Annotated in this window: 28 protein-coding genes; 7 read left to right on the top strand and 21 right to left on the bottom strand. The window is 68.0% G+C overall.

Annotated elements, in window-relative coordinates; translation table 11 throughout:
- Window positions 1-60: 60 nt before the first annotated feature.
- The 6 genes from AruCF_RS19570 to AruCF_RS19595 form a co-directional block, all read right to left on the bottom strand.
- Window positions 61-813, bottom strand: a complete 753-nt coding sequence (locus AruCF_RS19570) for an amino acid ABC transporter ATP-binding protein (protein ID WP_049075462.1) — start codon at window positions 811-813, stop codon at window positions 61-63.
- Between the two features lie 4 nt (window positions 814-817).
- On the bottom strand, window positions 818-1,510 hold the full coding sequence (locus AruCF_RS19575) for an amino acid ABC transporter permease (protein WP_049075464.1): 693 nt from the start codon (window positions 1,508-1,510) through the stop codon (window positions 818-820).
- 44 nt (window positions 1,511-1,554) lie between these two features.
- The gene (locus AruCF_RS19580; protein WP_049075465.1) at window positions 1,555-2,346 is read right to left on the bottom strand and encodes an ABC transporter substrate-binding protein; all 792 of its coding nucleotides are present in this window, start codon (window positions 2,344-2,346) and stop codon (window positions 1,555-1,557) included.
- A 41-nt stretch (window positions 2,347-2,387) separates the two neighbouring features.
- The gene (locus AruCF_RS19585; protein ID WP_049078006.1) at window positions 2,388-3,296 is read right to left on the bottom strand and encodes an arginase family protein; all 909 of its coding nucleotides are present in this window, start codon (window positions 3,294-3,296) and stop codon (window positions 2,388-2,390) included.
- A gap of 424 nt (window positions 3,297-3,720) precedes the next feature.
- Complete coding sequence (locus tag AruCF_RS19590) at window positions 3,721-4,581, bottom strand: IclR family transcriptional regulator (RefSeq protein WP_049075467.1); 861 nt, start codon at window positions 4,579-4,581, stop codon at window positions 3,721-3,723.
- 156 nt (window positions 4,582-4,737) lie between these two features.
- Window positions 4,738-5,760, bottom strand: a complete 1,023-nt coding sequence (locus AruCF_RS19595) for an amino acid ABC transporter substrate-binding protein (protein ID WP_006385546.1) — start codon at window positions 5,758-5,760, stop codon at window positions 4,738-4,740.
- A 354-nt stretch (window positions 5,761-6,114) separates the two neighbouring features.
- Here AruCF_RS19595 and AruCF_RS19600 point away from each other — a divergent pair, with 354 nt between their 5' ends.
- The 4 genes from AruCF_RS19600 to AruCF_RS19615 are packed head-to-tail and all read left to right on the top strand — an operon-like array spanning window position 6,115 to window position 9,342.
- On the top strand, window positions 6,115-7,131 hold the full coding sequence (locus AruCF_RS19600) for a Bug family tripartite tricarboxylate transporter substrate binding protein (RefSeq protein WP_049075468.1): 1,017 nt from the start codon (window positions 6,115-6,117) through the stop codon (window positions 7,129-7,131).
- A 51-nt stretch (window positions 7,132-7,182) separates the two neighbouring features.
- Window positions 7,183-7,863, top strand: a complete 681-nt coding sequence (locus tag AruCF_RS19605; protein ID WP_049075470.1) for a 3-oxoacid CoA-transferase subunit A — start codon at window positions 7,183-7,185, stop codon at window positions 7,861-7,863.
- A 10-nt stretch (window positions 7,864-7,873) separates the two neighbouring features.
- Window positions 7,874-8,515, top strand: a complete 642-nt coding sequence (locus AruCF_RS19610) for a 3-oxoacid CoA-transferase subunit B (RefSeq protein ID WP_049075471.1) — start codon at window positions 7,874-7,876, stop codon at window positions 8,513-8,515.
- Window positions 8,515-9,342 (top strand): IclR family transcriptional regulator domain-containing protein, encoded by an 828-nt coding sequence (locus tag AruCF_RS19615; RefSeq protein ID WP_049075473.1) that lies wholly within the window; start codon window positions 8,515-8,517, stop codon window positions 9,340-9,342. Before AruCF_RS19610 ends, AruCF_RS19615 begins: the two co-directional genes overlap by 1 nt.
- 16 nt (window positions 9,343-9,358) lie before the next feature.
- On the opposite strand, the gene AruCF_RS19620 is transcribed toward AruCF_RS19615, so the two are convergent.
- From AruCF_RS19620 to AruCF_RS19640, 6 genes are all read right to left on the bottom strand, one after another.
- Entirely contained in the window at window positions 9,359-10,405 is a 1,047-nt protein-coding gene (locus AruCF_RS19620; protein ID WP_049075475.1) for an L-threonylcarbamoyladenylate synthase, read from the bottom strand.
- Window positions 10,406-10,409: 4 nt separating this feature from the next.
- Window positions 10,410-11,600 carry a 5-(carboxyamino)imidazole ribonucleotide synthase gene (locus AruCF_RS19625; RefSeq protein ID WP_049075476.1) on the bottom strand — a complete coding sequence of 397 codons (1,191 nt, stop codon included), beginning with the start codon at window positions 11,598-11,600 and terminating at the stop codon, window positions 10,410-10,412.
- Window positions 11,601-11,605: 5 nt separating this feature from the next.
- Window positions 11,606-12,127: a 5-(carboxyamino)imidazole ribonucleotide mutase gene (gene purE, locus AruCF_RS19630; protein ID WP_049075481.1), complete on the bottom strand. Its 522-nt coding sequence runs from the start codon at window positions 12,125-12,127 to the stop codon at window positions 11,606-11,608.
- Between the two features lie 74 nt (window positions 12,128-12,201).
- The gene (locus tag AruCF_RS19635) at window positions 12,202-12,774 is read right to left on the bottom strand and encodes a disulfide bond formation protein B (protein ID WP_049075483.1); all 573 of its coding nucleotides are present in this window, start codon (window positions 12,772-12,774) and stop codon (window positions 12,202-12,204) included.
- A gap of 10 nt (window positions 12,775-12,784) precedes the next feature.
- Window positions 12,785-12,943 (bottom strand): DUF5993 family protein, encoded by a 159-nt coding sequence (locus tag AruCF_RS29570; protein ID WP_006390808.1) that lies wholly within the window; start codon window positions 12,941-12,943, stop codon window positions 12,785-12,787.
- Between the two features lie 249 nt (window positions 12,944-13,192).
- Window positions 13,193-14,074, bottom strand: a complete 882-nt coding sequence (locus AruCF_RS19640) for a phosphoribosylaminoimidazolesuccinocarboxamide synthase (RefSeq protein WP_049075485.1) — start codon at window positions 14,072-14,074, stop codon at window positions 13,193-13,195.
- Between the two features lie 172 nt (window positions 14,075-14,246).
- Here AruCF_RS19640 and AruCF_RS19645 point away from each other — a divergent pair, with 172 nt between their 5' ends.
- Window positions 14,247-14,702 carry a GFA family protein gene (locus AruCF_RS19645; RefSeq protein WP_049075488.1) on the top strand — a complete coding sequence of 152 codons (456 nt, stop codon included), beginning with the start codon at window positions 14,247-14,249 and terminating at the stop codon, window positions 14,700-14,702.
- Window positions 14,703-14,799: 97 nt separating this feature from the next.
- Here the strand turns inward: AruCF_RS19645 and fba are convergent, their stop codons facing one another.
- Both fba and AruCF_RS19655 read right to left on the bottom strand, forming a co-directional pair.
- The gene (fba, locus tag AruCF_RS19650; protein ID WP_049075489.1) at window positions 14,800-15,864 is read right to left on the bottom strand and encodes a class II fructose-bisphosphate aldolase; all 1,065 of its coding nucleotides are present in this window, start codon (window positions 15,862-15,864) and stop codon (window positions 14,800-14,802) included.
- Between the two features lie 200 nt (window positions 15,865-16,064).
- Window positions 16,065-16,964, bottom strand: coding sequence for an SMP-30/gluconolactonase/LRE family protein (locus AruCF_RS19655; RefSeq protein ID WP_049075494.1), 900 nt, complete (start codon window positions 16,962-16,964; stop codon window positions 16,065-16,067).
- A 305-nt stretch (window positions 16,965-17,269) separates the two neighbouring features.
- Between AruCF_RS19655 and AruCF_RS19660 the strand changes: the two genes are divergently transcribed.
- Window positions 17,270-18,556, top strand: a complete 1,287-nt coding sequence (locus tag AruCF_RS19660) for a dicarboxylate/amino acid:cation symporter (RefSeq protein WP_049075495.1) — start codon at window positions 17,270-17,272, stop codon at window positions 18,554-18,556.
- A gap of 177 nt (window positions 18,557-18,733) precedes the next feature.
- Window positions 18,734-19,111, top strand: a complete 378-nt coding sequence (locus tag AruCF_RS19665; RefSeq protein WP_049075497.1) for a hypothetical protein — start codon at window positions 18,734-18,736, stop codon at window positions 19,109-19,111.
- Between the two features lie 38 nt (window positions 19,112-19,149).
- On the opposite strand, the gene AruCF_RS19670 is transcribed toward AruCF_RS19665, so the two are convergent.
- The 7 genes from AruCF_RS19670 to AruCF_RS19700 form a co-directional block, all read right to left on the bottom strand.
- The gene (locus AruCF_RS19670; RefSeq protein WP_049075499.1) at window positions 19,150-19,584 is read right to left on the bottom strand and encodes a hypothetical protein; all 435 of its coding nucleotides are present in this window, start codon (window positions 19,582-19,584) and stop codon (window positions 19,150-19,152) included.
- Between the two features lie 121 nt (window positions 19,585-19,705).
- Window positions 19,706-20,248, bottom strand: a complete 543-nt coding sequence (locus AruCF_RS19675) for an MOSC domain-containing protein (protein ID WP_049075501.1) — start codon at window positions 20,246-20,248, stop codon at window positions 19,706-19,708.
- A 17-nt stretch (window positions 20,249-20,265) separates the two neighbouring features.
- Complete coding sequence (locus tag AruCF_RS19680; RefSeq protein WP_049075503.1) at window positions 20,266-21,465, bottom strand: alpha-D-ribose 1-methylphosphonate 5-triphosphate diphosphatase; 1,200 nt, start codon at window positions 21,463-21,465, stop codon at window positions 20,266-20,268.
- 2 nt (window positions 21,466-21,467) lie between these two features.
- Entirely contained in the window at window positions 21,468-22,184 is a 717-nt protein-coding gene (phnL, locus tag AruCF_RS19685; protein ID WP_049075505.1) for a phosphonate C-P lyase system protein PhnL, read from the bottom strand.
- A gap of 2 nt (window positions 22,185-22,186) precedes the next feature.
- A complete protein-coding gene (gene phnK, locus AruCF_RS19690; RefSeq protein WP_049075507.1) occupies window positions 22,187-22,963 on the bottom strand; it encodes a phosphonate C-P lyase system protein PhnK in 777 nt (258 codons plus the stop codon).
- On the bottom strand, window positions 22,960-23,850 hold the full coding sequence (locus AruCF_RS19695) for an alpha-D-ribose 1-methylphosphonate 5-phosphate C-P-lyase PhnJ (RefSeq protein WP_049075509.1): 891 nt from the start codon (window positions 23,848-23,850) through the stop codon (window positions 22,960-22,962). The genes phnK and AruCF_RS19695 overlap by 4 nt, the downstream gene beginning before the upstream one ends.
- Complete coding sequence (locus tag AruCF_RS19700; protein WP_049075513.1) at window positions 23,847-24,962, bottom strand: carbon-phosphorus lyase complex subunit; 1,116 nt, start codon at window positions 24,960-24,962, stop codon at window positions 23,847-23,849. The genes AruCF_RS19695 and AruCF_RS19700 overlap by 4 nt, the downstream gene beginning before the upstream one ends.

Here is a 24,962-nt window from a genome sequence, read left to right on the forward strand (position 1 = left end):
TTCCGGCAACCGGAATTCAGACCGCGCCCCCAACGCTGTCCCGCCAGGCGAGGGCCGCGCCTACGCCAGGATCTGTCCCAGAAAGGCCTGCGCCCGCTCCGAACGCGGCGCCCGGAAGAAGTTGTCCGGCGTGTCGGTCTCGACGATCGCGCCCTGGTCCATGAACACCACCCGGTCGCCCACCTCGCGCGCAAAGCCCATCTCGTGGGTCACGCAGACCATCGTCATGCCGTCGCGCGCCAGCGCCACCATGGTGTCCAGCACTTCCTTGACCATCTCCGGATCGAGCGCAGAGGTCGGCTCGTCGAACAGCATGATTTTGGGCTGCATGCACAGCGCGCGGGCAATCGCCACGCGCTGCTTCTGGCCGCCGGACAGTTGGCCCGGATACTTGGCGGCGTGCTGCGGGATCCTGACGCGCTCCAGATACTGCATGGCACGGCTTTGCGCCTCCGCCGGCGCCACGCCCTTGACCAGCATCGGCGCCAGCGTGCAGTTTTCCAGCACCGTCAGGTGTGGGAACAGGTTGAAGTGCTGGAACACCATGCCCACCTCGGCGCGGATGCGTTCGATGTTGCCGACGTCGTCGTTCAGCTCGATGCCGTCGACCACGATCGTGCCCTGCTGGTGCTCCTCCAGCCGGTTCAACAGGCGGATGGTGGTGGACTTGCCCGAGCCGGACGGGCCGCACAGGATCAGCTTTTCACCGGGGCGGACCTCCAGGTCCAGCCCGTCCAGCACCTTGAAATCGCCATACCATTTGGAGACGCCCCGCATCGTGATGATCGGCGCCGCGTCGTTCAGTCCGTCCATCGCGTCAGGCCTTTGAAATGTCGTGGTTGTCGCCGGCGCCGCTCCAGTAACCCGGCACGGTCAGGCGCTTTTCCGAGCGGCGGAACAGGTAGGCCAGCACGCTGCACAGGGCGAAATAGATGACGCCCACCATGGTGTAGACCGTCAGCGCCTGGAAGGTCGCGCCCGCCAGCATTTCGCCGGCGCGCATCAGTTCATAGACACTGATCACCGCCACCAGCGAGGTCTCCTTGACCAGCACCAGCGCGTAGTTGCCCAGCGCGGGGAATATGGTGCGCAGCGCCTGCGGCAGCACGATGCGCTGCAGCCGCTGCGTGCGCCGCAGGCCCAGCGCCCGCGCCGCCTCGTACTGGCCGGCATCCACCGACTGGATGCCGCTGCGGAACAGCTCGGCCAGGTAGGCGCCGAAGTTCAGCGTCAGCCCCAGCACGCCGGCCACGAAGCCGTTGATCACCACGCCCAGCTCCGGCAGGCCGTAGTAGATGTAGAACAGCTGCAGCAGCAGCGGCGTGCCGCGGATGATGTCGATGTAGACGCGGGCCGCGCGGCTGACCAGCGGCCGCCGCGACAGGCGGCACAGGCACACCACCAGGCCCAGCGCCACCGCCAGGAAAGCCGAACAGAAAAACAGCGCCAGGGTCCAGAGCGTGCCCTCGGCCAGGGGACTCAGGTACATGCGCAACGTGGCGAGATCCAATGCTTGCTCCTTAACTCGTGCTGCTTATCCGCGCGGCGGCGGCATTACTTGCTGAGCAGGTCGGATACGCCCCACTTCTGCCCGATCGCGGCCAGTTCGCCGTTGCGCTTCATCTCGGCCAGCGCGGCGTTGACGGCCTCCAGCAGCGCCGTATTGCCCTTCTGCACCGCCATGCCCACCTGCCACTTGCGCTGCGGCTGGTAGCCGGTGTCCAGCTTCACGCCGGGGATGTTCTTGGTCTTGATCTGGTAGATGATGCTGGGCGGATCGACGATGCCCAGATCGACGCGGCCGGCGCGCACATCGGCCAGCAGCGTGGAATAGTCCTGGTAGGTCGATACCTTGGTGCCCGGCATGTCCTTGATCATGTTGAACTGCACCGAGTCCACCAGCACGCCGACCTTCTGGCCCTGCATGTCCTCGAATTTGGCGTAGCGGCGGGTGGCCTTGTCGCTGACCACGATGCCCTCGCCCCATTCGTACACAGGCGCCGAAAAGTCGATGGCGCGGGCCCGCTCCTCGGTGATGAACAACGGCGCCGACATCAGATCGGCGCGCCCCGAGGTCAGCGTCGGAATGAGGCCCGAGAACGGCACGTCGGTGAGCTTGTCGGCCACGCCCAGATGCTTGCCGACCGCGGCGGCCACGTCCACCATGATGCCTTCGAGCCGGTTCGACTGCGGGTTCTTGAAGCCGTGCGGCGGCGCCGACGCGGTGGTGACCACGTTCAAGGTCTTGTCGGCGCGCACCTCGTCGAGCGTGCGCGCCACGCTGGCGCCGGCCTGGACCAGCAGCGTGGCCGAAGCCAGGCCGAGCAGGATGGATTTGAGTTTCATGCAATTCCCCTTGTATGAAATGGATGCCGCAATGCGCCGGTTCAGTCCGGGCGTCCTTGCGGGTACTGCCGTACCGCCACCGCCGCCAACGCGCAGAATTCCTGCACGACGGTGGCGGCCAGGAACGCCGTGGCGCCCTGCACGTCCTGCGGTGGCGAAACGGTGTTCACGTCGAACGCCACGAAATTCAGGCCCGCCAGTTGGCGCAACAGGCCCAGCCCTTCCTTGGGCGACAGGCCGCCCCACTCCGGCGTGCAGACGCCGGGCGCGCAGGACGGGTCGAAGATGTCCATGTCGAAGCACAGGTACACCGGCCGCTCGCCGATCTGCTGCTTGATGGCGTCGAGCGCGCCCTTCTGGTCCTGGTCGAACTCGTCGAAGGGCACGATGGTGTAGCCGACCTCGCGGCCGAACTCGATGACGCCCGGCATGAACGAACTGCCGCGCGTGCCCACGTGGAAGCTGCGGCGCACGTCCAGCAGGCCTTCCTCGGCGGCGCGGGTGAAGGTGGTGGCGGTGTTGTAGCCGGGGATCGGGTAGGTGTCGGTGTGTGAGTCGAAATGCAGCACCACAAAGTCCGGGTGGCATTGGGCCACGGCGCGCAACTGCGGCAGCGTCACGGCGCCGTCGCCGCCCATCGAGATCGGGATGGCGCCCGCATCGAGGATGGCGCCGATGCCCGCCTCGATCAGCGGATACGAGGCGTCGGGATCGCCAGGATGGCAGGCCACGTTGCCGACGTCGATGGCGCGCAGGAACTCGGGCGGATTGTCGATGCCGTGGCGGCGGAAGATGTCCACCGGCCGCAGCAGGCGCGACTGTTCGCGAATCGCGTCCGGCCCCTGCCGCGAACCGACCCGGAACGGGTGCGTGCCGCAGTCGAACGGGATGCCCACGACGCAGGCGCGCGCGGCGCCGGTTCCGGCGGCGCGGGCCGGCGGCAGGCCCATGAATCCCGACGCGGGATGAAAGCGGACTTCGGCGGACGACGGCACGGCACGGCTCCTTGGCGACAGGCAGCAAGCTTGTGGCAGAGTGAAAATTTAGATTTGAACAAATCGCTATACGATACGATCGTGTCAAAAATAGATTAACGTGCGTGCGGGTATGCCGCCAATTAGGGAATTTCCCTTGATCGGCGAATTAATACCCGATTGAGATAGTAAGGAATTAACAGGGTGGCGCCCCAGGGCGGTGCGTCGCCGACGCCTCAAGTTGGCCGGTCGAGGAGCTGCCTCAAGGTGATATCTTCCGTCGACGCCTCAAGGTGCCGCCTCAATTTGGCGCGTCGCGCTGGCGCTCCAAATTGGCGTCTCATGTCGTCGCGTCTTCGTCGCCCCGAACATCCGCGTTCGCGGTCGGGCCCGGCCCCGATCAGGCCTCGTCGTCGCCCAAGGGCGCGCCCCGCAACGCGCCGCCCGGCGGTTCGAGTTCATAAAACGGATGCGAGCGTCCCAAGGTGCGAGAGGCGCTGATGGCGTGAGCCGTCTCCACTACCTGCGGCCCGAACACGGCCTGCGCCTGTTCGAACGACCAGCGGCTGGATGGCACCGAGACGTTGACGGCGCCCAGCGGCGTGCCGCCCGCATCCAGTACCGCCGCGCTGACAGTGATGTCGCCTGGATAGAACTCGCCATTGGAACGCGCGTAGCCATGGCGGCGCGCGAACTCCAGTTCGGCCAGCAGCGCATCCAGCTCGGTGAGGGTGGCCGCGGTGTACGCCTTGCGGTCGCAGCGTTCCAGCAAGCCGCGCGCCACCGCCGGATCCAGCCGCGCCAGCACCGCGCGGCCGGCAGCCGTGCAATACAGCGGCAAGCGCATGCCCACCGGCATGTTGACGAACATTTCCTTATGGGTCGCAAAGCGCGCCACGTAGACCATGTCCAACCCGTCAGGCTCGGCCAGGCTGCACGTTTCCTGGCAGTTGCGATTGAGCGTGTGCAGGAACGGATTGCCGCCCAGCACCAGCGGGCTGGTCTGCACGTATTTCATGCCCAATTCCAGCGACCACGGCCCCAGCGAGAATTTCTTGCTGGCCGGGTCCTTGCGCAAATAGCCCAGCGTCCACAAGGTGTGCGTGAACCGCTGTACCGAACTCTTGCTCAGGCCGGTGGCCTCGGCGAGTTCCGGCAGCGTCATCGCCGGCCGGCCTTCGCTGAAGGCCCGCAGCACGGAAACGCCGCGCGCCAGCGCGGCGATGAACAAGGGGGAATCCTCGGGTCGGGTCTGCGTCATGGCGCGGGATGCGTCCGGTGGAAAAGCGCATAGCGTACCGCATAACGGTTCGATCATATCGCTCAACGATCCAACGCTCTGCGCGTCCGGGCAGGCGGCGTGCCGCAAACAAAACGGCCCGCGCAAGGCGGGCCATTCGTGCTCAGGTCACCGCGATCAGCGGATCGGCCACGGGTACATCGCGCCGCCCTTGCTCCACAGCGCGTTGGTGCCGCGTTGCAGGCCCAGCTTGCTGTCCTTGCCGACGTTGCGCTCGAACACTTCGCTGTAGTTGCCCACGGCCTTGATGGCGTTGTAGGCCCACTTCTCGTCCAGGCCCATGTTCTTGCCGGCGCCCGGCGTCACGCCCAGGATGCGCGAGATGTTGGGGTTGTTGCTCTTGAGCATCTCGTCCACGTTCTTCTGCGTGATGCCGTATTCCTCGGCTTCCAGCAGCGCGAACAGCGTCCAGCGGACGATGCCCAGCCAGTTCTCGTCGCCCTGGCGCACCATGGGGCCGAGCGGCTCCTTGGAGAAGCGTTCCGGCAGGATCTCGTAGTCGTCCGGCTTGGCGACCTGCGTGGCGCGCACGGCGGCCAGCTGCGAGGCGTCGTCGGTGAAGGCATCGCAACGGCCCGACTCGAAGGCGCGCACGACCTCGGTGACCTTGTCGATCACGACCGGCTTGAATTCGATGTTGTTGGCGCGGAACCAGTCGGCCAGGTTCAGTTCGGTGGTGGTGCCCGGCTGCACGCAGACGGTGGCGCCGTTCAGTTCCTTGGCGCTTTTCACGCCCAGCTTCTTGTTCACCAGGATGCCCTGGCCGTCATAGAAGCTGGCGGCCACGGCCGACAGGCCCAGCGAGGTGTCGCGGGTCTGCGTCAGCGTGACGGTGCGCAGCAGCACGTCGACTTCGCCCGATTGCAACGCGGTGAAGCGTTGCTGGGTCGACAGCGCCGTGCCCTTGAATTTGGTCGGGTCGCCGAACACGGCGGCGGCGACGGCGCGGCAGATGTCCACATCCATGCCTTCCCATTCGCCCTTGCTGTTGGTGGCCGAGAAGCCCGAGACGCCGTCGGTCAGGCCGCACTGCACGTACCCCTTCTTCTTGACCGCATCCAGCGTGGGGCCGGCCACCGCCGCCTGGGATGCGCACGCCAGGGCAAGCGCGCCGGCAGCAAACGAAATCAACCGCTTCATTGTTGCTTCTCCTGAATTAGATGCCCGCGCCGGCCTGTAGGCCTGCCGCGGCTGAAACCAAGCCCATGCTTTGCGGGCCGGCCGCCAGATTACGCCATGTCCACGGCGTGAACAACGCACGCGAGCCTAGAGGAAACCCGAGTAGCAGGCGGCAGCGGAAATGCACTCGAAGTCCGGTGATCGAACTTTATTGACAGGTCCGCGCGGCGGTCGGGCGACCCCTGCGTGCCATACTTTTTTCGCGTCCTGTCCGCTGGACGGCGCACTCACCAACTCACAGAAAAACCGGCCGCGCCACAACAAAAACCCGGGACGCACACGGGCACACGGCCGACTCATGGAGGAGACAAATCCATGGCACTTGCAAGGAAACCGCAGCCCGGCAGCCTCGCGGCAAGGCACCGCCGCAACGCCCTCAAGACCCTGCTCTGCACCGCCCTGGCCGCCACCGGCCTGGCCGCCGGCCCCGCCCACGCGCAGGACTGGCCCAGCAAACCCATCAAGATCATCGTGCCCTATACCCCGGGCGGTTCTACCGACATCGTCACGCGCATCGTGGTCGAAAAGCTCGGCCCGCGCCTGAAGCAGACCATCATTGTCGAGAACCGCCCCGGCGCCAACAGCAGCGTGGGCTCGGCGATCGCGGCCAAAGCCGACCCGGACGGCTACACCTTCCTATCGATCCTGCCGGCCTACATCATCAACTTCCATCTCTACAAACTGGGCTACAAGCCCGACGATCTGGTTCCCGTGGCGCAGATGGCCGACCTGCCGCTGTTCCTGTTCGTGGCGCAGGACCTGCCTGTCAACAGCGTCGCCGAACTGGTGGAATACGCCCGCAAGCATCCCGACAAGCTCACCTACGCCTCCAGCGGCAACGGCTCCAGCGCGCACCTGACCGGCGCTGATTTCGCGCTGCGCAACAACATCACCATGACGCACGTGGCCTATAAGGGCAGCGCGCCGATCCTCACCGACCTGCTGGGCGGCCGGGTGTCGATGGTGTTCGACCCGATCCTGGTGCCGATGCAGTACGTCAAGCAGAACCGCCTGAAGGCGCTGGGCTTCACTGGCCGGCAGCGCTGGCCGACCGAGCCGTCGATACCCACCATGGAGGAAGCCGGCATGCCGGGCTTCGTCACCGGTTCGTGGGCCGGCCTGATGGCGCCGGCCAACACGCCCAAGCCGATCATCGAACGCATGGCGCGCGAGATCAGCGAGATCGTGCAGGAGCCGGACGTGCGCCAGAAATTCCTGGACGCCGGCTTCCTGCCGGCCAGCGGCACCTCGGCGCAGTTCGCCGAACTGATGAAGCAGGACTCGGCGCGCTATGCGGGAATCATCAAGCAGGCCCGCATCACCGTGGACTGATGGCCGCGGGGCGCGCCGGCAACCCGCGCCCCGCCTGATACCAAGGCAACCATGATCGACAAGTTCATCGACACCCCCGCCGCCGCCGTGGCCGACATCCACGACGGCGCCACCGTGCTGGTCAGCGGCTTCGGCGGCGCCGGCATGCCCACCGAACTGCTGCACGCCCTGATCGACCAGGGCGCGCGCGAACTCACCGTGGTCAGCAACAACGCCGGCAACCACGAGACCGGCCTGGCCGCGCTGATCAAGGCCGGCCGCGTGCGCAAGGTGATCTGCTCGTTTCCCAAGGCCTCGCATTCGTGGGTCTTCGACGACCTGTACCGGCGCGGCGCCATCGAACTGGAATGCGTGCCGCAGGGCACCATCGCCGAACGGCTGCGCGCCGCCGGCGCCGGCCTGGGCGGCTTCTTCACCCCCACGGCCTATGGCACCGAACTGGCCGCCGGCAAGGAAACCCGCATCATCGACGGCCGCGGCCATGTCTTCGAAACCCCATTGCACGGCGACTTCGCGCTGGTCAAGGCCGACCTGGCCGACCGCTGGGGCAATCTCACCTACCGCAAAAGCGCCCGCAACTTCGGCCCCATCATGTGCATGGCCGCGAAAACCACCATCGTGCAGGTGCGCGCCAAGGTGGCGTTGGGCGAGCTGTCGCCCGAGGCCGTGGTGACGCCGGGCATCTTCGTCAAGCGCGTCACCCAGGTGGCGCACTCCGCGTTCTCCAGTTGAAGGATTCCCCATGCCCACTCCCCTGACCCGCGAAGCCATGGCGCGGCGCCTGGCGCAAGACATTCCCGACGGCAGCTACGTCAACCTGGGCATCGGCATGCCGGTGCTGGTGGCCGCGCACCTGCCCGCCGGCCGTGAGATCGTGCTGCACAGCGAAAACGGCATTCTCGGCATGGGCCCGCCGCCGGCCGAGGACGACATCGACCTGGACCTCATCAACGCCGGCAAGCAGCCGGTGACGCTGCTCGAAGGCGGCGCCTACTTCCACCACGCCGACTCCTTCGCCATGATGCGCGGCGGCCACCTGGACATCTGCGTCATGGGCGGCATGCAGGTCGCGGCCAACGGCGACCTGGCCAACTGGTCGCTCAACAAGCCCGGCGAGGCGCCGGCCGTGGGCGGCGCCATGGACCTGGCGGTGGGCGCGCGCAGCGTCTACATCCTGATGGAGCACAACAGCAAGGACGGCTCGCCCAAGATCGTTGAGCGCTGCGCCTATCCGCTGACCGGCGCCGGCGTGGTCGACCGCATCTACACCGACCTGGCCGTGATCGACGTGACGCCCGACGGCCTGTGGGTCCGGGATATGATCGACGGCATGACATTGACAGCGCTACAGGCACGCACCGGCGCGCCGCTGCGCGCAGGCTGATGCTGCCCCACCTTCCCCCGCCCGGCTACGCCGCGCCCCTCGCTCCCGAGGATCACCCTGATCAGTTGCGCGGCGATCCCGACTACATGCTGACGCTGGCGCGCGGCCTGCACGTGATCCGCGCCTTCGGCACCCGTCGCCATCCGCAGACCGCGGCCGAACTGGCGCGCCGCGCCGGCCTGCCGCGCGCGGTGGTGCAGCGCTGCCTGCACACGCTGATCCTGTTGGGCATCGCCGAACAGCATGGCCGCCAGTACATCCTGACGCCGCGCATCCTGGGGCTGGGCTATGCCTACTTCTCGTCCACGCCATTCGTCTCGCTGGCGCAGCCGGTGCTGGAGGAACTGAGCGCCAGCGTCAACGAGACCTGCGCGCTGGCCATCATGGAAGGGCACGAAATGCTCTACCTGGCGCGCTCGGAAGTGAACCGGCTGCTGGCCACCTCGATGGGGCTGGGCAGCCGGCTGCCGGCCTATTGCACCTCGATCGGCCGGGTGCTGCTGGCGCAGTTGTCCGAGCCGGCGCTGGCGCGCTACTTCGCCGCCATCGAACTGCAGCCCTACACCGAGTTCACCATCACCACCGAAGCGCGGCTGCGGGCCGAGCTGGCGCGCATCCGCGAGCAGGACTACGCGGTGGTCGACCAGGAACTCGAATTGAATGTGCGCGCCATCTCGGTGCCGGTGCGCTCGGCCAGCGGCAAGGCCTGCGGCGCCGTCAACGTCAGCGTCAAGGCGGCGCGGGTGCCGCTGGAGCGATTGACGGGGGAATTCCTGGCGCCGATGCGCCAGGCGGTGGCCAGGATCGGGGAATTCCTGGCGGCCTGAGCGGCCGCCCCCCCTCCTACAAGTCCGTGGTGTCGAGCGTGAACGCGGCGGCGGCGCGGCCGATGCGGTCGTTGACCGCGTGCCACGCCTCGCTGTCCGGCGGCGCCTGCACGATGATGCGCGCGAAGCCCTGGCCGTCCAGGTCGCGCAACAAGGCATACAGCGCCTGGGCGTAGCGCGCCGGATCGGCCGGCACCTGTTGCCACAGGATGCGCGCATCGACGGCCGCCGGCGGCGGCGTGTACGCCACCACCACGACCTTGCCCGACGGCAGGCCGCGGCCTTGCAGCGCGGCTTGCAGGCGCGCGTCGGACGCCAGTTCCAGCGCCGTGCGCGGCGCATAGTGCGCCTTCAGCGTGCCCGAGGCGCGCGGCGCGGCGGCGTCGGGCGCGAACACCTGCACGCCCAGCACGGCCTCGATCTGCGCGGCGCTGATGTGGCCGGGGCGCAGCAGCACCGGGCCGGCGCCGCGGTCCAGCCGCGACAGGTCCAGGATGGTCGATTCGATGCCGACCTCCGAGGCGCCGCCTTCCAGCACCGGCATGCCGGCCGCGACCTCGTCGGGAAATTCGCTGCGGACGTGGTCGGCGCGGGTGGGAGAGACCTGGCCGAACTTGTTGGCCGACGGCGCGGCCACGCCGCCCTGCCCGTTCGGCTTGCCGGCCGCGAACGCCGCCAGCAGCGCCTGCGCCACCGGATGCGAGGGGCAGCGGATGCCGATGCTGTCCTGGCCGCCGCTGACGGTGTCGGCGATGTGCGGCGCGCGCTTGAGGATCAGCGTCAGCGGACCGGGCCAGAAGGCGTCGATCAGCAGGCGCGCCTCGGTCGGCACCTCGGCCGCCCAGTAAGACAGGTCGCCCTGCGGCGCGATGTGCACGATCACCGGGTGGTTCGACGGCCGGCCCTTGGCGGCGTAGATCCGGCCCACGGCCTGCGGGTTCTCGGCGTCCGCGCCCAGGCCGTAGACGGTTTCGGTCGGGAACGCGACCAGCTCGCCGGCCAGCAGGCGCCGGGCGGCGGCGGCGATGTCCGCGGCGCTGGCGGAGTCGGGCGAAGCGGACATGGCGTTACTCGGGCGCCTGCATGCCCAGCGCGGCGGCGACGCGCGCCGCGTCGGCCTGGGCCTGCTGCAGCGTCGGCGCGACGATGGTGACGTGGCCCATCTTGCGGCCGCGTCGCGCCTCGCGCTTGCCGTACAGGTGCAGCTTGGCCGTGGGCACCGCCAGCGCGGCGGCCCAGTCGGGCTCGCGCTGCGCGTCGCCCGTGGCCGACGGATACCAGATGTCGCCCAGCAGGTTCAGCATCACGGCGGGCGCCAGCAGGTCGGTGCCGCCCAGCGGCAGGCCGGCCATGGCGCGCGCCTGCTGCTCGAACTGGCTGGTGAGGCAGGCGTCCATGGTGTAGTGGCCGCTGTTGTGCGGACGCGGCGCGATCTCGTTGACGATCAGGCTGCCGTCCTTGAGCACGAAGAATTCCACGCACAGCACGCCGTGGTAGCCCAGGCCCTGCGCGATGGCCTGCGCGGCCGCGGTGGCCTGCGCCTGGCGTTCGGCGTGGGCGGCGTCGAGCTTGACCGGCGCCGCTGTCGACACGGCCAGGATGCCGTCGCGATGCACGTTGCGCGCCACCGGGAACACCACGCTGGCGCCGTCGAAACCGCGCGCGATCACGACCGAAATCTCGTAGTCCAGCGGCATCAGCGCCTCCAGCACGCAGGCCACGCCGCCGAACTCGGCGAACGCGGCCAGCGCGGCCTCGCGCGAATCGATGCGGGCCTGGCCCTTGCCGTCGTAGCCCAGGCGCGCCACCTTGAGGATGCCAGGGAACAGGCTGTCGGGCGCGGCGCGCAGGTCCGCCTCGCCGCGGATGGCGGCATGCGGCGCGACGGGGATGCCCTGGCTGGCGATGAAGGCCTTCTCGGCGATGCGGTCCTGCACGATGGCGACCGCGTCGGCGGCCGGGCTGACGCGGCAGCGGGCCGCCAGCGCGCGCAGGCTGTCGGCCGGCACGTTCTCGAATTCGGTGGTGACGGCCTGACAGGTCTGCGCCAGGCGCGCCAAACCGTCTTCGTCGTCATAGGCGGCCTGGATGTGCAGGTCCGCCACCATGCCCGCCGGGCATTCGGCGGCCGGGTCCAGCACCGCGACCTTGTAGCCCAGGCTTTGCGCCGCATGACAGAACATGCGGCCCAGTTGGCCGCCGCCCAGCAGGCCGAGCCAGCCGCCGGGGGCAATGGTGAAAGCAGTCGATTGCGTCATGGGGATCAGGCCTCGGGCGGAACCTTCATGTCGCGCGCCGCCTGCGTCTGGCGCGCGCGGAATGCCACCAGCTTCTTGCGCAGGCCGGCATCGGTGCCCGCCAGCGTGGCGATCAGGTGCAGCGCGGCGTTGGCGGCGCCGGCCTCGCCGATGGCGAAGGTGGCCACCGGCACGCCCTTGGGCATCTGCACGATGGACAGCAGCGAATCCTCGCCGCGCAGATACTTGGACGGCACCGGCACGCCGAACACCGGCACGTCGGTCAGGGCCGCCATCATGCCCGGCAGGTGGGCCGCGCCGCCGGCGCCGGCGATGATGCCGCGCAGGCCGCGATCAAACGCGGCGGCGCCATACTCGGCCATGTCCTGCGGCATGCGGTGCGCGGAAATCACGCGCGCCTCGTACGGCACGCCGAAGTCTTCGAGCATGGTGACGGCGTGCTTCATGACCTCCCAATCGCTGGAGGAACCCATAATCACGCCCACCACGGGGGTGGCCTGCGCCGCTGCGGAAGTCTTGGCTGTCATAACCGGTGTCGAGTCGTTGAAAGGCCGCGGCCGTGCCGCGAAACCCGGTATTTTACCCGGCGCCGGCGCCACCCCTATGGCGTATCGCCCGAACCCAGCCAGAGATAGCCGGTGGGATTGTCCGGGCAGGGCCCGAAACCACATTGCAGCGTGGTGCTGCCCAGGTTGGCGAGCACCAGGATGAAAAACAGGGCCATGATGATCACACCCAGCACCGACACCGGCCGCTTGAGCATGTTGTCGCCCCATTTGCGATCCACCGACAGCATCAGCACGCAGAACACGATCAGGGCGCAGAAGGCGATAAAAGCCCAGGTGTAGAAGTGCAGGCCCAGGAACGGCGTGCCATAGCCCGGGTCGCCCGGCGCGATGTGCAGCAGCACCTGGCGGCCCGCCGCCACCATGCCGCCGAGCGAGGCGGCGATCGTCATGGCGTAGTGCATGGGTGACGGGCCCAGCCGCAGGTTCAGCAGCAACCCCACCCCGGCCAGCATGAAGGCCACGCGCTGCAGCAGGCAGAGCGGGCAAGGCGGCTCGTCGTAGGCGAATTGCCAGGCGAAGGCCAGTCCCAGGATCGAGGTCACGCCCAGCAGGGCCAGCGCATTGAGCACGCGCGAGCCGCGCGCCGGGTTGCGGGAAAAGATCATGTCGGCGGGCCTACAGCGACAGCGCCAGCGGACTGGTCATGTGGAACTGGCACCAGGCGGCGAACACGCCCAGGGTGATCAGCCAGAAGGCGACGCAGGGACGGCGCTTGCCCAGCAGACCGAACCACACGGCGACCAGGCCGGTCAGGAAAGGCAACATCATGATCATGCGCGGCTCCTTTCTTCGTCCGGTGGGCGATGCGCCCGGGCGGCGGCAGCGGGCCGCGTCCGGCAAGTTGGCGGAAAGGAGGCCGCGCGGGCACGCCGCCGGCCTCCGGATGCAGGTTGCCGGCGAGTATAGCGTAACAATACGCAATAATTTTTACGGAAAAGCAGGGATTTCCCTGACCGTCCGGCCGGCGCGGACAAAAAAAACCGCCCGGTTCACGGGCGGCTCTCGGGGGGCGCGGCGCGCGCGTCAGGCGACCAGGCGGTCGAGCGCTTCGCGGTACTTGGCGGCGGTCTTTTCCAGCACGTCCTGGGGCAGGCGCGGCGCGGGCGGGGTCTTGTCCCAGGTCTGGGTCTCGAGCCAGTCGCGCACGAACTGCTTGTCGAAGGAAGGCGGGCTGATGCCCACGCGGTAGCCGTCGGCCGGCCAGAAGCGCGAGGAATCGGGCGTCAACACTTCGTCCATCAGGTACAGCGTGCCGTCGTCGTCCAGGCCGAACTCGAACTTGGTGTCCGCGATGATGATGCCCTTGGTGGCGGCGAATTTGGCGGCCTCGGCATACAGCTTGAGCGTGACGTCGCGGATGCGCTCGGCCATTTCCTGGCCGACTTCCTTGACCACGTGGGCAAAATCGACGTTTTCGTCGTGCATGCCGAACTCGGCCTTGGCGGCCGGCGTGAAGATCGGCTCGGGCAACTGGCTGGCCTGCTGCAGGCCGGCGGGCAGCTTGATGCCGCAGACGGCGCCGGTGGCCTGGTAGTCCTTCCAGCCGGAACCGATCAGGTAACCGCGGGCCACCGCTTCCACCAGGATCGGCTTGAGGCGCTTGACCACCACGGCGCGGCCGCGCACCTGGTCGACTTCATCGGGCGCCACCACATCTTCGGGCTTGATGCCGGTGGAGTGGTTCGGCAGGATGTGGGCCAGCTTCTGCAGCCAGAACTCGGTCAGTTCGGTCAGCACCTGCCCCTTGCCGGGGATGGGATCGTCGAGGATGACGTCGAACGCCGAGATGCGGTCCGACGCGACGATCAGCAACTTGTCGTCGCCCACCGCGTACATGTCGCGGACCTTACCGCGGCCCAGCAGCGGCAAGGACTTGATGCTGGATTGATGCAAAGCAGAAGTCACGGAAAAATGGCCTATGGCAAAAATGGGGGTCGCGCAAAGCGCATAGGTTACTGCAAATAGCCCCGTCTTGCCGCGCGGCGGGCCCCGGGTTAGTCTGGCCGGATGCCAAAAAATGCGCCGGCCGCGCACCGCGTCACGGCGCCCCCTTTTCACCTGGAGGAGACACAGTCGTATGCAGGATGCAACCCAGAAACGCCCGCCCCACGCCGACGCGCAGGTCCACCTGACCGGCGGCTGCCAATGCGGCGCGGTGCGCTACGCGGTGACCGAAGCGCCGATCATGGCGGCCACCTGTCATTGCCGCGATTGCCAGTATTCCAGCGGCGGCGCGCCGGCCCACGCACTGATCCTGCCGGCCGGCTCGGTCACCCTGCTGCGCGGCAAGGCGCGCGAGCACCGCTACCAGGGCGATTCCGGCCACACCGTCATGCGCAGCTTCTGTGCCGACTGTGGCACGCCGCTGTTCGGCGGCTCGGAAGGCATGGGCTACGAAGTGGTGCGGGCTGGATCGCTGGACGACCCCGAGGCCTTCCATACCCGCGTCACCATGTGGACGGACTCGGCCCCATCCTGGCATCACGTGGACAGGACCGTGCCGCATTTCCCGCGCAACGCGCCGCCCGCCTGACAGGGGCGGCGCGCAAAGAAAAAGGCGGAAAAAGGCGGGCCCGCGAAGGGCCCGCCTTTTTGCTGCCCGCCCCCATGCAAGGGAGGCGGCCGGCGACTTACTGCACCACCTGGGCCAGCTTGCCCGAGGCGTACTGGGCGGCGATTTCGGTCAGCGGCAGGGCCTTGATCTTGCTGGCGTTGCCGGCGGTGCCGAACTCGGTGTAGCGAGCCACACAGATCGCCTTGGCGGCGGCGCGGGCCGGCTTCAGGTATTCGCGCGGGTCGAACTTCTCGGGGTTCTCGGCGAAGAAGCGGCGGATGGCGCCGGTCATGGCCAGACGGATATCGGTGTCGATATTGATCTTGCGCACGCCGTACTTGATGGCTTCCTGGATTTCCTCGACCGGCACGCCGTAGGTTTCCTTCATGTTGCCGCCGAATTCACGGATCTCGGCCAGCAGTTCCTGCGGCACGCTGGAGCTGCCGTGCATCACCAGGTGGGTGTTGGGCAGGCGGGCGTGGATTTCCTTGATGCGGGCGATCGACAGGATGTCGCCGGTGGGCTTGCGCGTGAACTTGTAGGCGCCGTGGCTGGTGCCGATGGCGATGGCCAGGGCGTCCAGCTGGGTGCGGCGCACGAAGTCGGCGGCCTGCTCCGGGTCGGTCAGCAGCTGGTCCATGGTCAGCTTGCCGTCGGCGCCGTGGCCGTCTTCCTTGTCGCCTTCCATGGTTTCGAGCGAGCCCAGGCAGCCCAGTTCGCCTTCGACCGTCACGCCCAGCTTGTGGGCCACGTCCACCACCTTCTTGGTGACTTCGACGTTGTAGTCGTAGTCGGCGATGGTCTTGCCGTCTTCCTTGAGCGAGCCGTCCATCATGACGCTGGAGAAGCCCAGGTCGATGGCGCCCTGGCAGACCTTGGGCGACTGGCCGTGGTCCTGGTGCATGACCACGGGGATGTGCGGGTAGGACTCCACGGCGGCCTGGATCAGGTGCTTCAGGAAACCTTCGCCGGCGTACTTGCGGGCGCCGGCCGAGGCCTGCATGATCACCGGGCTGTCGGTCTCCGCCGCGGCTTCCATGATGGCCTGGACCTGTTCCAGGTTATTGACGTTGAATGCCGGAATGCCGTAGCCGTGCTCGGCGGCGTGGTCGAGCAACTGGCGCATGGAGACTAGGGCCATGTGTGGTCCTCCTTAGGTACTGTCGATTGAAAGATGGTTGAAATCAAGCGGGATGGGGGGATTTTACGGGGGATTCAGAGAAAGGTCTTGAAACGGCCGGTATCCCTATCCACCAGGACTAAACCGGCCGCCCGAGCCGCGCGCGGGCCGCGTCCGCCATCCGGCCGGAATCGCGCCGGGACGCGGCCGGGCAGCGCCGCTCAGGGCCGTCCCGCGTGCGGCACGTCCACCTCGGTCACCAGGATCCGCCCTTCCGGCTTGGCCCGGCGGTTGGCCTCGATGAAGTCGGGCGCGGCCGCCATGAACAGCGTTTTACCGTCCGGCCCGCCCAGGGCGGCGGCGAAGATGCCCAGGTCGCCGGTATCGATCTGTTCCAAAATCCTGCCGCCGCGCGCCACCCGCACAATGCGCTTGCCGATGGCGTCGGCCACCCACAGCGCGCCCTCGGCGTCCAGCGCGCCGCCGTCCGGGCCGATGGCCGAGGCCGCGATCAGCACTGACAGGTCGTCGGAATCCGGCAAGGCGCCAAAGTGGGCCCAGTCGCGCCGCGGCCCCAGCGCGCCGTCCGCCAGGATGTCGAATTCCGAGATCCGGTTGCCGAAGGTCTCGTTGACGATCAGGGTCTTGCCGTCCGGCGTGATGAAGGAGCCGTTGGGGAACCACAATCCGTCCGCCACCACCTGCGCCACTCCGTCCGGGTCCACCCGCACCAGGGTGGTGGTGGCGAAAGGCGCGCCGGCCATCAGGTCGAAACCGAAATTGCCGACGTAGGCGCGGCCCTGGGCATCGACCACCAGGTCGTTGATGGGGCCGCCGGTCAATGCCGACAGGTCCGCGTGGAGCACCAGCCGGCCGTCCGCCTCGCGCCGCAGCAGCTTGCGGTCTTTCATGGAAGAGATCAGCAGCCGCCCGTCGGGCAGCCAGCCCAGGCCGGAAGGCTGTTCCAGCACCCGGCAGATCACCTCGGCCCGCCCTTGCAGGTCGACGGCGATCACCTTGCCCGTGTAGAAATCGGAGGCCCACAGGCGTCCTTCGTGCCAGCGCAGGCCTTCCAGGTAGGTATACCCCGACACCAGCACGGACAATTCGCGTTTCGGCATAGCTCTGTCTCCTATAGGGGGGCGGGCCTGTATGGCCCTTTTTTTGTGTCGCCGGGCGGCGCGCAGCCGCCCAGGCCGGACCATTTTGTCATGACCCGGCAGCCACGGCAGTCAGGTATGACCCGTCCCCAACCTGACAACTAACTGTCAGGTTCGCGGCGTTAACATCGCGCCCCAAGGGTTAACCCGCGCCGCTCCGGGTCCCTTCCGGCATATCCGTCATTGGACCGTTTCGCCCCGCCCCATGCCGGCGGGTAAGGCCTGTACGGCCGACCGACCAGGTCCCTGTTTTCCTGTTTTTGAAGATGAATACTAAGAAGCTGACGCGTTACATCGGCATTGCCATGGTGCTGGGCGTCGTGGTGGGCTATTTCTGCAACAAGTACGCGCAGAACGCGCAAGAGGCCAAGGACATCGCCTCGTACTTCAGCCTCATCACCGACATCTTCCTGCGCATGATCAAGATGATCATCGCGCCCCTGGTATTCGCCACCCTGGTGTCCGGCCTGGCCAGCATGAGCGACGCCAGCGCCGTCGGCCGCATCGGCCTGCGCGCCATGTTCTGGTTCATCGCCGCCTCGGCCATCTCGCTGCTGCTGGGCCTGGCGCTGGTCAACATCTTCCAGCCCGGCGCGCACCTGAACCTGGCGCTGCCCGACGCGGCCGCCACCGCGGGCCTGAAGACCGGCGACTTCACCCTCAAGGCCTTCATCGCGCATGTGTTCCCCAAGAGCATCGCCGAAGCCATGGCCAACAACGAGATCCTGCAGATCCTGGTGTTCTCGCTGTTCTTCGGCGCGGCGCTGTCGTTCATCCGCGGCAAGGGCCACAACACCATCTACACCATGATCGACGAGCTGGCCAAGATCATGTTCCGCGTCACCGACTACGTGATGCGCTTCGCGCCGCTGGGCGTGTTCGCCGCCATGGCCGCCGCCATCACCACCGAGGGCCTGGGCGTGCTGCTCAGCTACGGCAAGCTGATTGGCGAGTTCTACCTGGGCCTGGCGCTGCTGTGGGCCATCCTGTTCGGCGTCGGCTACCTGTTCCTGGGCAAGTCCACTTTCCGCCTGGGCGGCCTGATCAAGGAGCCGACCCTGCTGGCCTTCTCGACCGCCAGCAGCGAATCGGCCTACCCCAAGACCATCGAGGCGCTGGAGCGTTTCGGCGTGTCCAAGCGCATCTCGGGCTTCGTGCTGCCGCTGGGCTACTCGTTCAATCTGGACGGCTCGATGATGTACCAGTCGTTCGCGGTGCTGTTCATCGCCCAGGCCTACAACATCGAGATGAGCTTCTCGCAGCAGCTGACGCTCCTGCTTGTGCTGATGGTGACCAGCAAGGGCATGGCCGGCGTGGCGCGCGCTTCGCTGGTGGTGGTGGCGGCGACGCTGCCGATGTTCCACCTGCCCGAGGCCGGCCTGCTGCTGATCATGGGCATCGACCAGTTCTTCGACATGGGCCGCACCGCCACCAACGTGGTCGGCAACAGCCTGGCCACCGCCGTCATCGCCAAGATGGAAGGCAAGGAAGAGGACCTGGCGCCCAACGCCGAGTCCGCGCCGGCCACGCAGACGGCGACGCGCGACGCCTGAACGCGGCGCGACCGCGCCAGGGCGTTGTCCGGTAGTACGGCAAAGGCCCCGCAGATGATGCGGGGCCTTTTTTCATGCGGCGGCCGGCCTTGACCGGCGCACACGCCCGGCGCAACATGGAAGCCCTTCGGCACCCCTTAAGGGCACCGCGTCAAGGCGGTGCTCATTGCATATGCCATGAAATCGCCACGCCCGCGCCACGCGCTCGCGGCGGCCGTCCTGATGGCCGTCCTGCCCAGCGCCCACGCCTGGACCCGCATTGCCTGCGACCTGTCCGGCACCGTTGCCAACCCACCCGTGCAGATGCGCCAGTACCGTACCGACGGCACCGAGGTCTCGCATCTGTTGTTCCGGCTGAATGTGAAGGCGGCCGATATCCCCGAGGGCGCGCGCGCCGATACCGACTGCACCGAATTCGTCGACCGCCAGATCGACGTGGCGCTGGACGGCGCCGACATGGCCGCCGTGCGCAAGGGCAAGGCGCTGAAACTGCGCTATCGCTATGACGAGTCGCTGGGCGAGGCCCGCGCGACCCGCTTCGAACTGGCTCGCTGAACGCGCGGCCGCCCCGGAAGGCGGCGCGGCAGGAAGGCTCAGTCGTTGACCGAGCACGACACCGGGGCGCCGTCCTCGAATTCGACGTCGTAGGTGTGGACGGGGTCCCACGGCAGCGTGAACCACAGCTCGTAACCATCGCCGTCCTCGTCGAACAGCCACAGCGCGCGCAGTACGGCCTTCTCGGCCATGGCTTCGGCGGTTTCCTCGCGCAACAGCTGGTCGTCCTCGATGCCGAGCTTCTTGTAGTGCTCGTACGAGTAGTTGTCGAGCAGGAAATCGGCCGCGGCCAGGATCTGCTCGTCGAGATTGCCGATGATGGCCTTGACCACCTTGGAAGCCGCGCCATCCGGCTCTTCGCCGTCGGTCTGGACCATGACGTGGATCGGCGGGCGGCCTTCGCCCACGGGCACGTTTTCCGCGGCCCAGAGATCGGGTTCTTCGGGGTCCTGGGTGAAATTGAATCGTGCCATCGTGCGCTCCGGAAAATAGGGGAGACGGGCCGCGCAAGCCGCGGCCACCTCGTCATTGCCCATTTAACCAGATGCGCGTGTCCGCCGCTTGTCCGGCGACAAGGTTTGTCGCCGGGCGCCGTCAGACCCGTTCGAGGGGCAGATGCGGTGGCGCCGGCAACGCCACCCGGATGGCATCCCCGGCCCGCACCGCGCCGCCGGCCAGCACGATCCCCATGACCCCGGCCTTGCGGATCAGGCCGCCAGCGGCGTCGCGTCCGAGCACGGCGGCGGTCAGCCCCTTCTGGTAGTGGTCCAGTTGCGAACAAGGGTTGCGCAGGCCGGTGACCTGCACCACCGCCTGCGGCCCGATGTGCAGGCACGCGCCGCGCGGCAGGCCCAGCAGATCGATGCCGCGGGTGGTGATGTTCTCGCCCATCGTCCCTTCGGCCACATTGAAGCCGGCCGCCTGCAGTTCGTCGTGCAGTTCGCCATGAATCAGGTGCACCTGGCGCAGGTTGGGCTGGGTCGGATCGACCTTGACGCGCGAACGATGCCTGACCGTCACGCCGGCATGGGCATCGCCCTCCACGCCCTCGCCCTGCCGCAGCACGATGGCCGGGCGAACCTGCTTGGAAAAGCCGTGCGCCGCGCTGGCCGCCACGGCGGTCACGATCGCCCCCATGCTTTGCTCCCGCCGGATCAAGCCGCCACCAGGCCGCGCGCTTCGGCGGCAGGCGCCGGCAGGCGGGCGGACGGATAGTGGGTCGAGAACACCAGCCGGCCGGCGCTCCAGGTGTAGCTGATGAGCGGCAACGCGCCGACCTGCGCCACCGCCACCAGGTCGGCGCGCAGTCCCACCGCGATGCGGCCGCGATCCGACAGGCCGCAGGCATCGGCCGGATTGGCGGTGACCAGCGCCAGCGCCTGCGGCAGCGTCAGGTCGGTCTGCGCCGCCACCGCGAAGGCCGCGGCGATCAGCGTCGAGGGCTGGTAGTCCGAACACAGGCAGCTCGCCACGCCGGCGCGGATCGCGTCGATGGCGCGCATCGAGCCGCTCTGGCTCTTGCCGCGCAGCACGTTGGGCGCGCCCAGGATGGTGGGCAGGCCGCAGGAGACGGCGGCGCGGGCGGTGTCCAGGGTGATCGGGAATTCGCTCATCGCCACGCCCAGGTTGCGCATGGTGGCGATGCGATGGATCGAATCGTCGTCATGGCTGGCGGTCGGGATGCCCAGGCCGCGCGCGTGCGCCAGCAGGGTCTCGACCCGCTGCACCGCGCCATCCTTGGCACGGGTCTTGGCGTGCGCGGCCGCTTCGGCCTGCTCGCGGCTCATGGCGTGGTTGCCGATCATGTATTGCAGGTACGACTCCAGCGTCTTGAACTGGCCCTGGCCGGGCGAGTGGTCCATCACCGACAGCAGGTCCACCGCGCCCTCGTCCATCAGCTGCCGCAGCACCGGCACCGAGGCCGCGTCGGTGATTTCGTAGCGGCAGTGCACGCGGTTGTCGACCAGGCTGTGCTGGCGGAAGGCGCGCACGCCGCGCACCACCTGGGCGGCGGTCTCGTTGTTGCGCACGCCCAGGTCGCTGTTGGCGAACGACAGCGCATGGTAGGGCGTAGTGATGCCGGCCGCGGCGTTGCGACGGTCCACCTGGGCCACCGCGAAGTCCAGCGGGAACAGCACCTTCGAACGCGGCTCGGCTTCCTTTTCGATGGCGTCGCAGTGCAGGTCGATCAGGCCCGGCACCAGCGTCAGCCCGCGCAGGTCGACCTCGTGCGCGGCGCGGGCGCCGTCGGGCGCGATGGCGGCGATGACGCCGTCCTCGATCAGGACGGCGCCGTCTTCCAGCACGCGGTCGGGCAGCACGACGCGGGCGTGGGTCAGGTAGGTGCTGGTCATGCTCACTCCAGTTCGACGGCGGTCTGCGCGGGGCGCAAGGCCAGGATTCGGGACGCCACGGCGTCGCGCACTTCGGCGTCGTGGAAAATGCCCAAGAGACAACGGCCGGCGGCGCGCGCCTCATGGATCAGCGCCATCACCACCGCGCGGTTGTCCGGGTCCAGCGACGCGGTCGGCTCGTCCAGCAGCAGGATGGGATGCTGGGCGATGAAGCCGCGGGCGATGTTGACGCGCTGCTGTTCGCCGCCCGAGAAGGTGGCGGGCGCCAGTCCCCACAGGCGCTGCGGCACGTTCAGGCGCCGCAGCATGGCGCCGGCGCGCTCGCGCGCCTCGTCCGGCTCGACGCCGGCCATGCGCAGCGGCTCGGCCACCACGTCCAGCGCCGACACGCGCGGGATCACCCGCAGGAACTGGCTGACGTAGCCAATGACGTCGCGCCGCAGCGCCAGGATGCGCTGCTCGGGCGCGCCGACCAGTTCGACCCAGTCATCGCCGGCGCGCACGCGGATGCTGCCTTCAGTGGCCAGGTAATTGCCGTACAGGCAGCGCAGCAAGGTGCTCTTGCCGGTGCCCGACGGGCCGGCCAGCACCAGGCAGTCGCCGGCGGCGGCGTCGAAATCGACCGCTTCCAGCACCGGCAGGCGGATACCGCCCTGGTTGTGCAGGGTGAACATCTTTCCGAGGCCCCGCACCTCGATCATGGGTTTCGCGACAGTCATGGTCAGCTCTGCAAAATGGAAGACACCAGCAACTGGGTGTAGGGATGCTGCGGATCGTCGAGGATCTGGTCGGTCAGGCCGCTTTCGACCACCTCGCCGCCGCGCATCACCAGGGTGCGGTGCGCCAGCAGGCGCGCCACCGCCAGATCATGGGTGACGACGATGGCGGCCAGGCCCAGGTCGGTCACCAGCTGGCGCAGCAGGTCCAGCAGGCGCGCCTGCACCGATACGTCCAGCGACGCGGTCGGCTCGTCCATGAACACCAGGCGCGGATGGGTCACCAGGTTGCGGGCAATCTGCAGGCGCTGCTGCATGCCGCCGGAAAACGAGGCCGGCGCGTCATCCAGGCGGCCGACGTCGATCTCCATCTTCCGCAGCCAGCTGCCCGCGGCCTGGCGCAACTCGCCATAGTGGCGGTCGCCCACCGCCATCAGGCGCTCGGCGATGTTGGCGCCGGCGCTGACCTGCATGCGCAGGCCGTCGCGGGCGTTCTGGCGCACGAAGCCCCAGTCGGTGCGGGCCAGCAGCCGCAGGCGCGCGCCGGACAGCGCGGCCAGGTCGGTGAAACCCTGGTCGCGGGTGTCGTACCAGACGCTGCCGGCGTCGGGCGCGGTCTGGTACGACACGGCCGACAGCAGCGTGCTCTTGCCGGAACCGGACTCGCCCACCACGCACAGCACTTCGCCGGGGAACAGATCGAAACTGACGTTGCGGCAACCGTGCACGCCGTCCCAGGTGCGCGTCATGCCGCGCACGGAAAGCAAGGGTTGGGCGTTCATGCGGTGGCTTCCTTTTCGGCTTGCGCGGCCTGGCGGTCGTTGCAGTATTCGGTATCGGAGCAGACGAAGCGGCGGGTGCCGGCGTCGTCCAGGATGATCTCGTCGAGGAAGCTGTCGCGCGAGCCGCACAGGTCGCAGCATTCCGACCACTTCTCCACAGTGAAGGGATGGTCCTCGAAGTCCAGGCTCTTGACCCGGGTGTAAGGCGGCACCGCATAGACCCGCTTCTCGCGGCCGGCGCCGAACAGCATCAGCGCCGGGCTGTTGTCCAGCTTGGGGTTGTCGAACTTCGGGATCGGCGACGGCCGCATCATGTAGCGGTCGTTGACGATCACCGGGTAGTCGTAGGTGGTGGCGATGTGGCCGTGCTGGGCGATGTCCTCGTACAGCTTGACGTGCATGCCGCCATATTCGGCCAGCGCGTGCATGGTGCGGGTCTCGGTCTCGCTCGGCTCGAGCCAGCGCAGCGGCTCGGGGATCGGCACCTGGAACACCATGATCTGGTCGGCCCGCAACGGCGTTTCCGGAATGCGGTGGCGCGTCTGCACGATGCTGGCGTCGCGGGTCGATTCGGTCGTGGCCACGCCGGTCACACGGCCGAAGAAGCGGCGGATGTTGATGGCGTTGGTGGTGTCGTCCGAGCCCTGGTCGATCACCTTGAGCACGTCGCCCGGGCCGATGATCGACGCGGTCACCTGGATGCCGCCCGTGCCCCAGCCATAGGGCAGCGGCATCTCGCGGCTGCCGAACGGCACCTGGTAGCCGGGAATCGCCACCGCCTTGAGCAGGGCGCGGCGCAGCATGCGCTTGGTGGACTCGTCCAGGTAGGCGAAGTTGTAGTGCTCGTCGCGTTCGACCGCGGCGCCGGGAGTGGGGGAAGTCGTCATGAGGAAATGGCCTCGTCCAGCTGGCGGGTGTTCTCGGGGGCCGGCGCGGCGCGCTCGGCGCGCAGGCGGCGCAGCAGTTCCAGGTTGGCCTGGAAGTCCACGTAGTGCGGCAGCTTCAAGTGCTGCACGAAGCCGGAAGCCTCGACGTTGTCGCTGTGGTACAGCACGAACTCGTGGTCATTGGCAGGCGAGTCGGCGCGTTCGCCCAGTTCCTGCGCCTTCAGGGCGCGGTCCACCAGCGCCATCGACATGGCCTTGCGCTCGCCATAGCCGAAGGTCAGGCCATAGCCGCGGGTGAACTTGGGGCCTTCCTCGGCGTTGCCGGCGAACTGGCTCACCATCTGGCATTCGGTGATCTCGATCTCGCCCACCGTGACGGCGAAACCCAGTTCCTCGATGTGCATCTCGACTTCCACGAAGCCGTAGCGGATCTCGGCGGCGAACGGGTGCGTGTTGCCGTAGCCGCGCTGCGTGGAATAGCCCATCGACAAGAGGAAGCCCTCGTCGGCGCGCGCCAGGTTCTGCAGGCGGGCGGCGCGCGAGGCCGGGAAGTCCAGCGGCTGGCGCGTCAGGTCGAACGGCTCGGGATCGCCCTCGGGCACCGCCTCGGCATCGATCAGGTCGTCGTGCGCCAGCAGGTCGGTGACGCGCGGCATGGCGCTGTCCAGCGGCTCGCCGCCCGCCGGCAGGGCGTCGGCCTCGCGCTCGGCTTCCAGCGAGAAGTCCAGCAGGCGCTGGGTGTAGTCGTAGGTCGGCCCGAGGATCTGGCCGCCGGGCACGTCCTTGAAAGTCGACGAGATGCGGCGCTGCAGGCGCATGGCGCCGGTGTCGATCGGCTGGGTGTAGCCGTAGCGCGACAGCGTGGTGCGATAGGCGCGCAGCAGGAACACCGCTTCGATCACGTCGCCGGCGGCCTGCTTGAGCGCCAGCGCCGCCAGTTGCGGATCGTAGAGCGAGCCTTCGGCCATCACGCGCGACACCGCCAGCGGCATCTGTTCGCGGATCTGGTCCAGGCTCAGTTCAGGCAGGGCCCGGTCGCCGCGCCGATAGTCGTCCAGCATGCGGTAGGAATTGAGGATGGCGCGTTCGCCTCCTTTGACGGCCACGTACAT

Origin of the sequence: Achromobacter ruhlandii, assembly GCF_002082135.1 — a bacterium.
Taxonomy (GTDB): domain Bacteria; phylum Pseudomonadota; class Gammaproteobacteria; order Burkholderiales; family Burkholderiaceae_B; genus Achromobacter; species Achromobacter ruhlandii.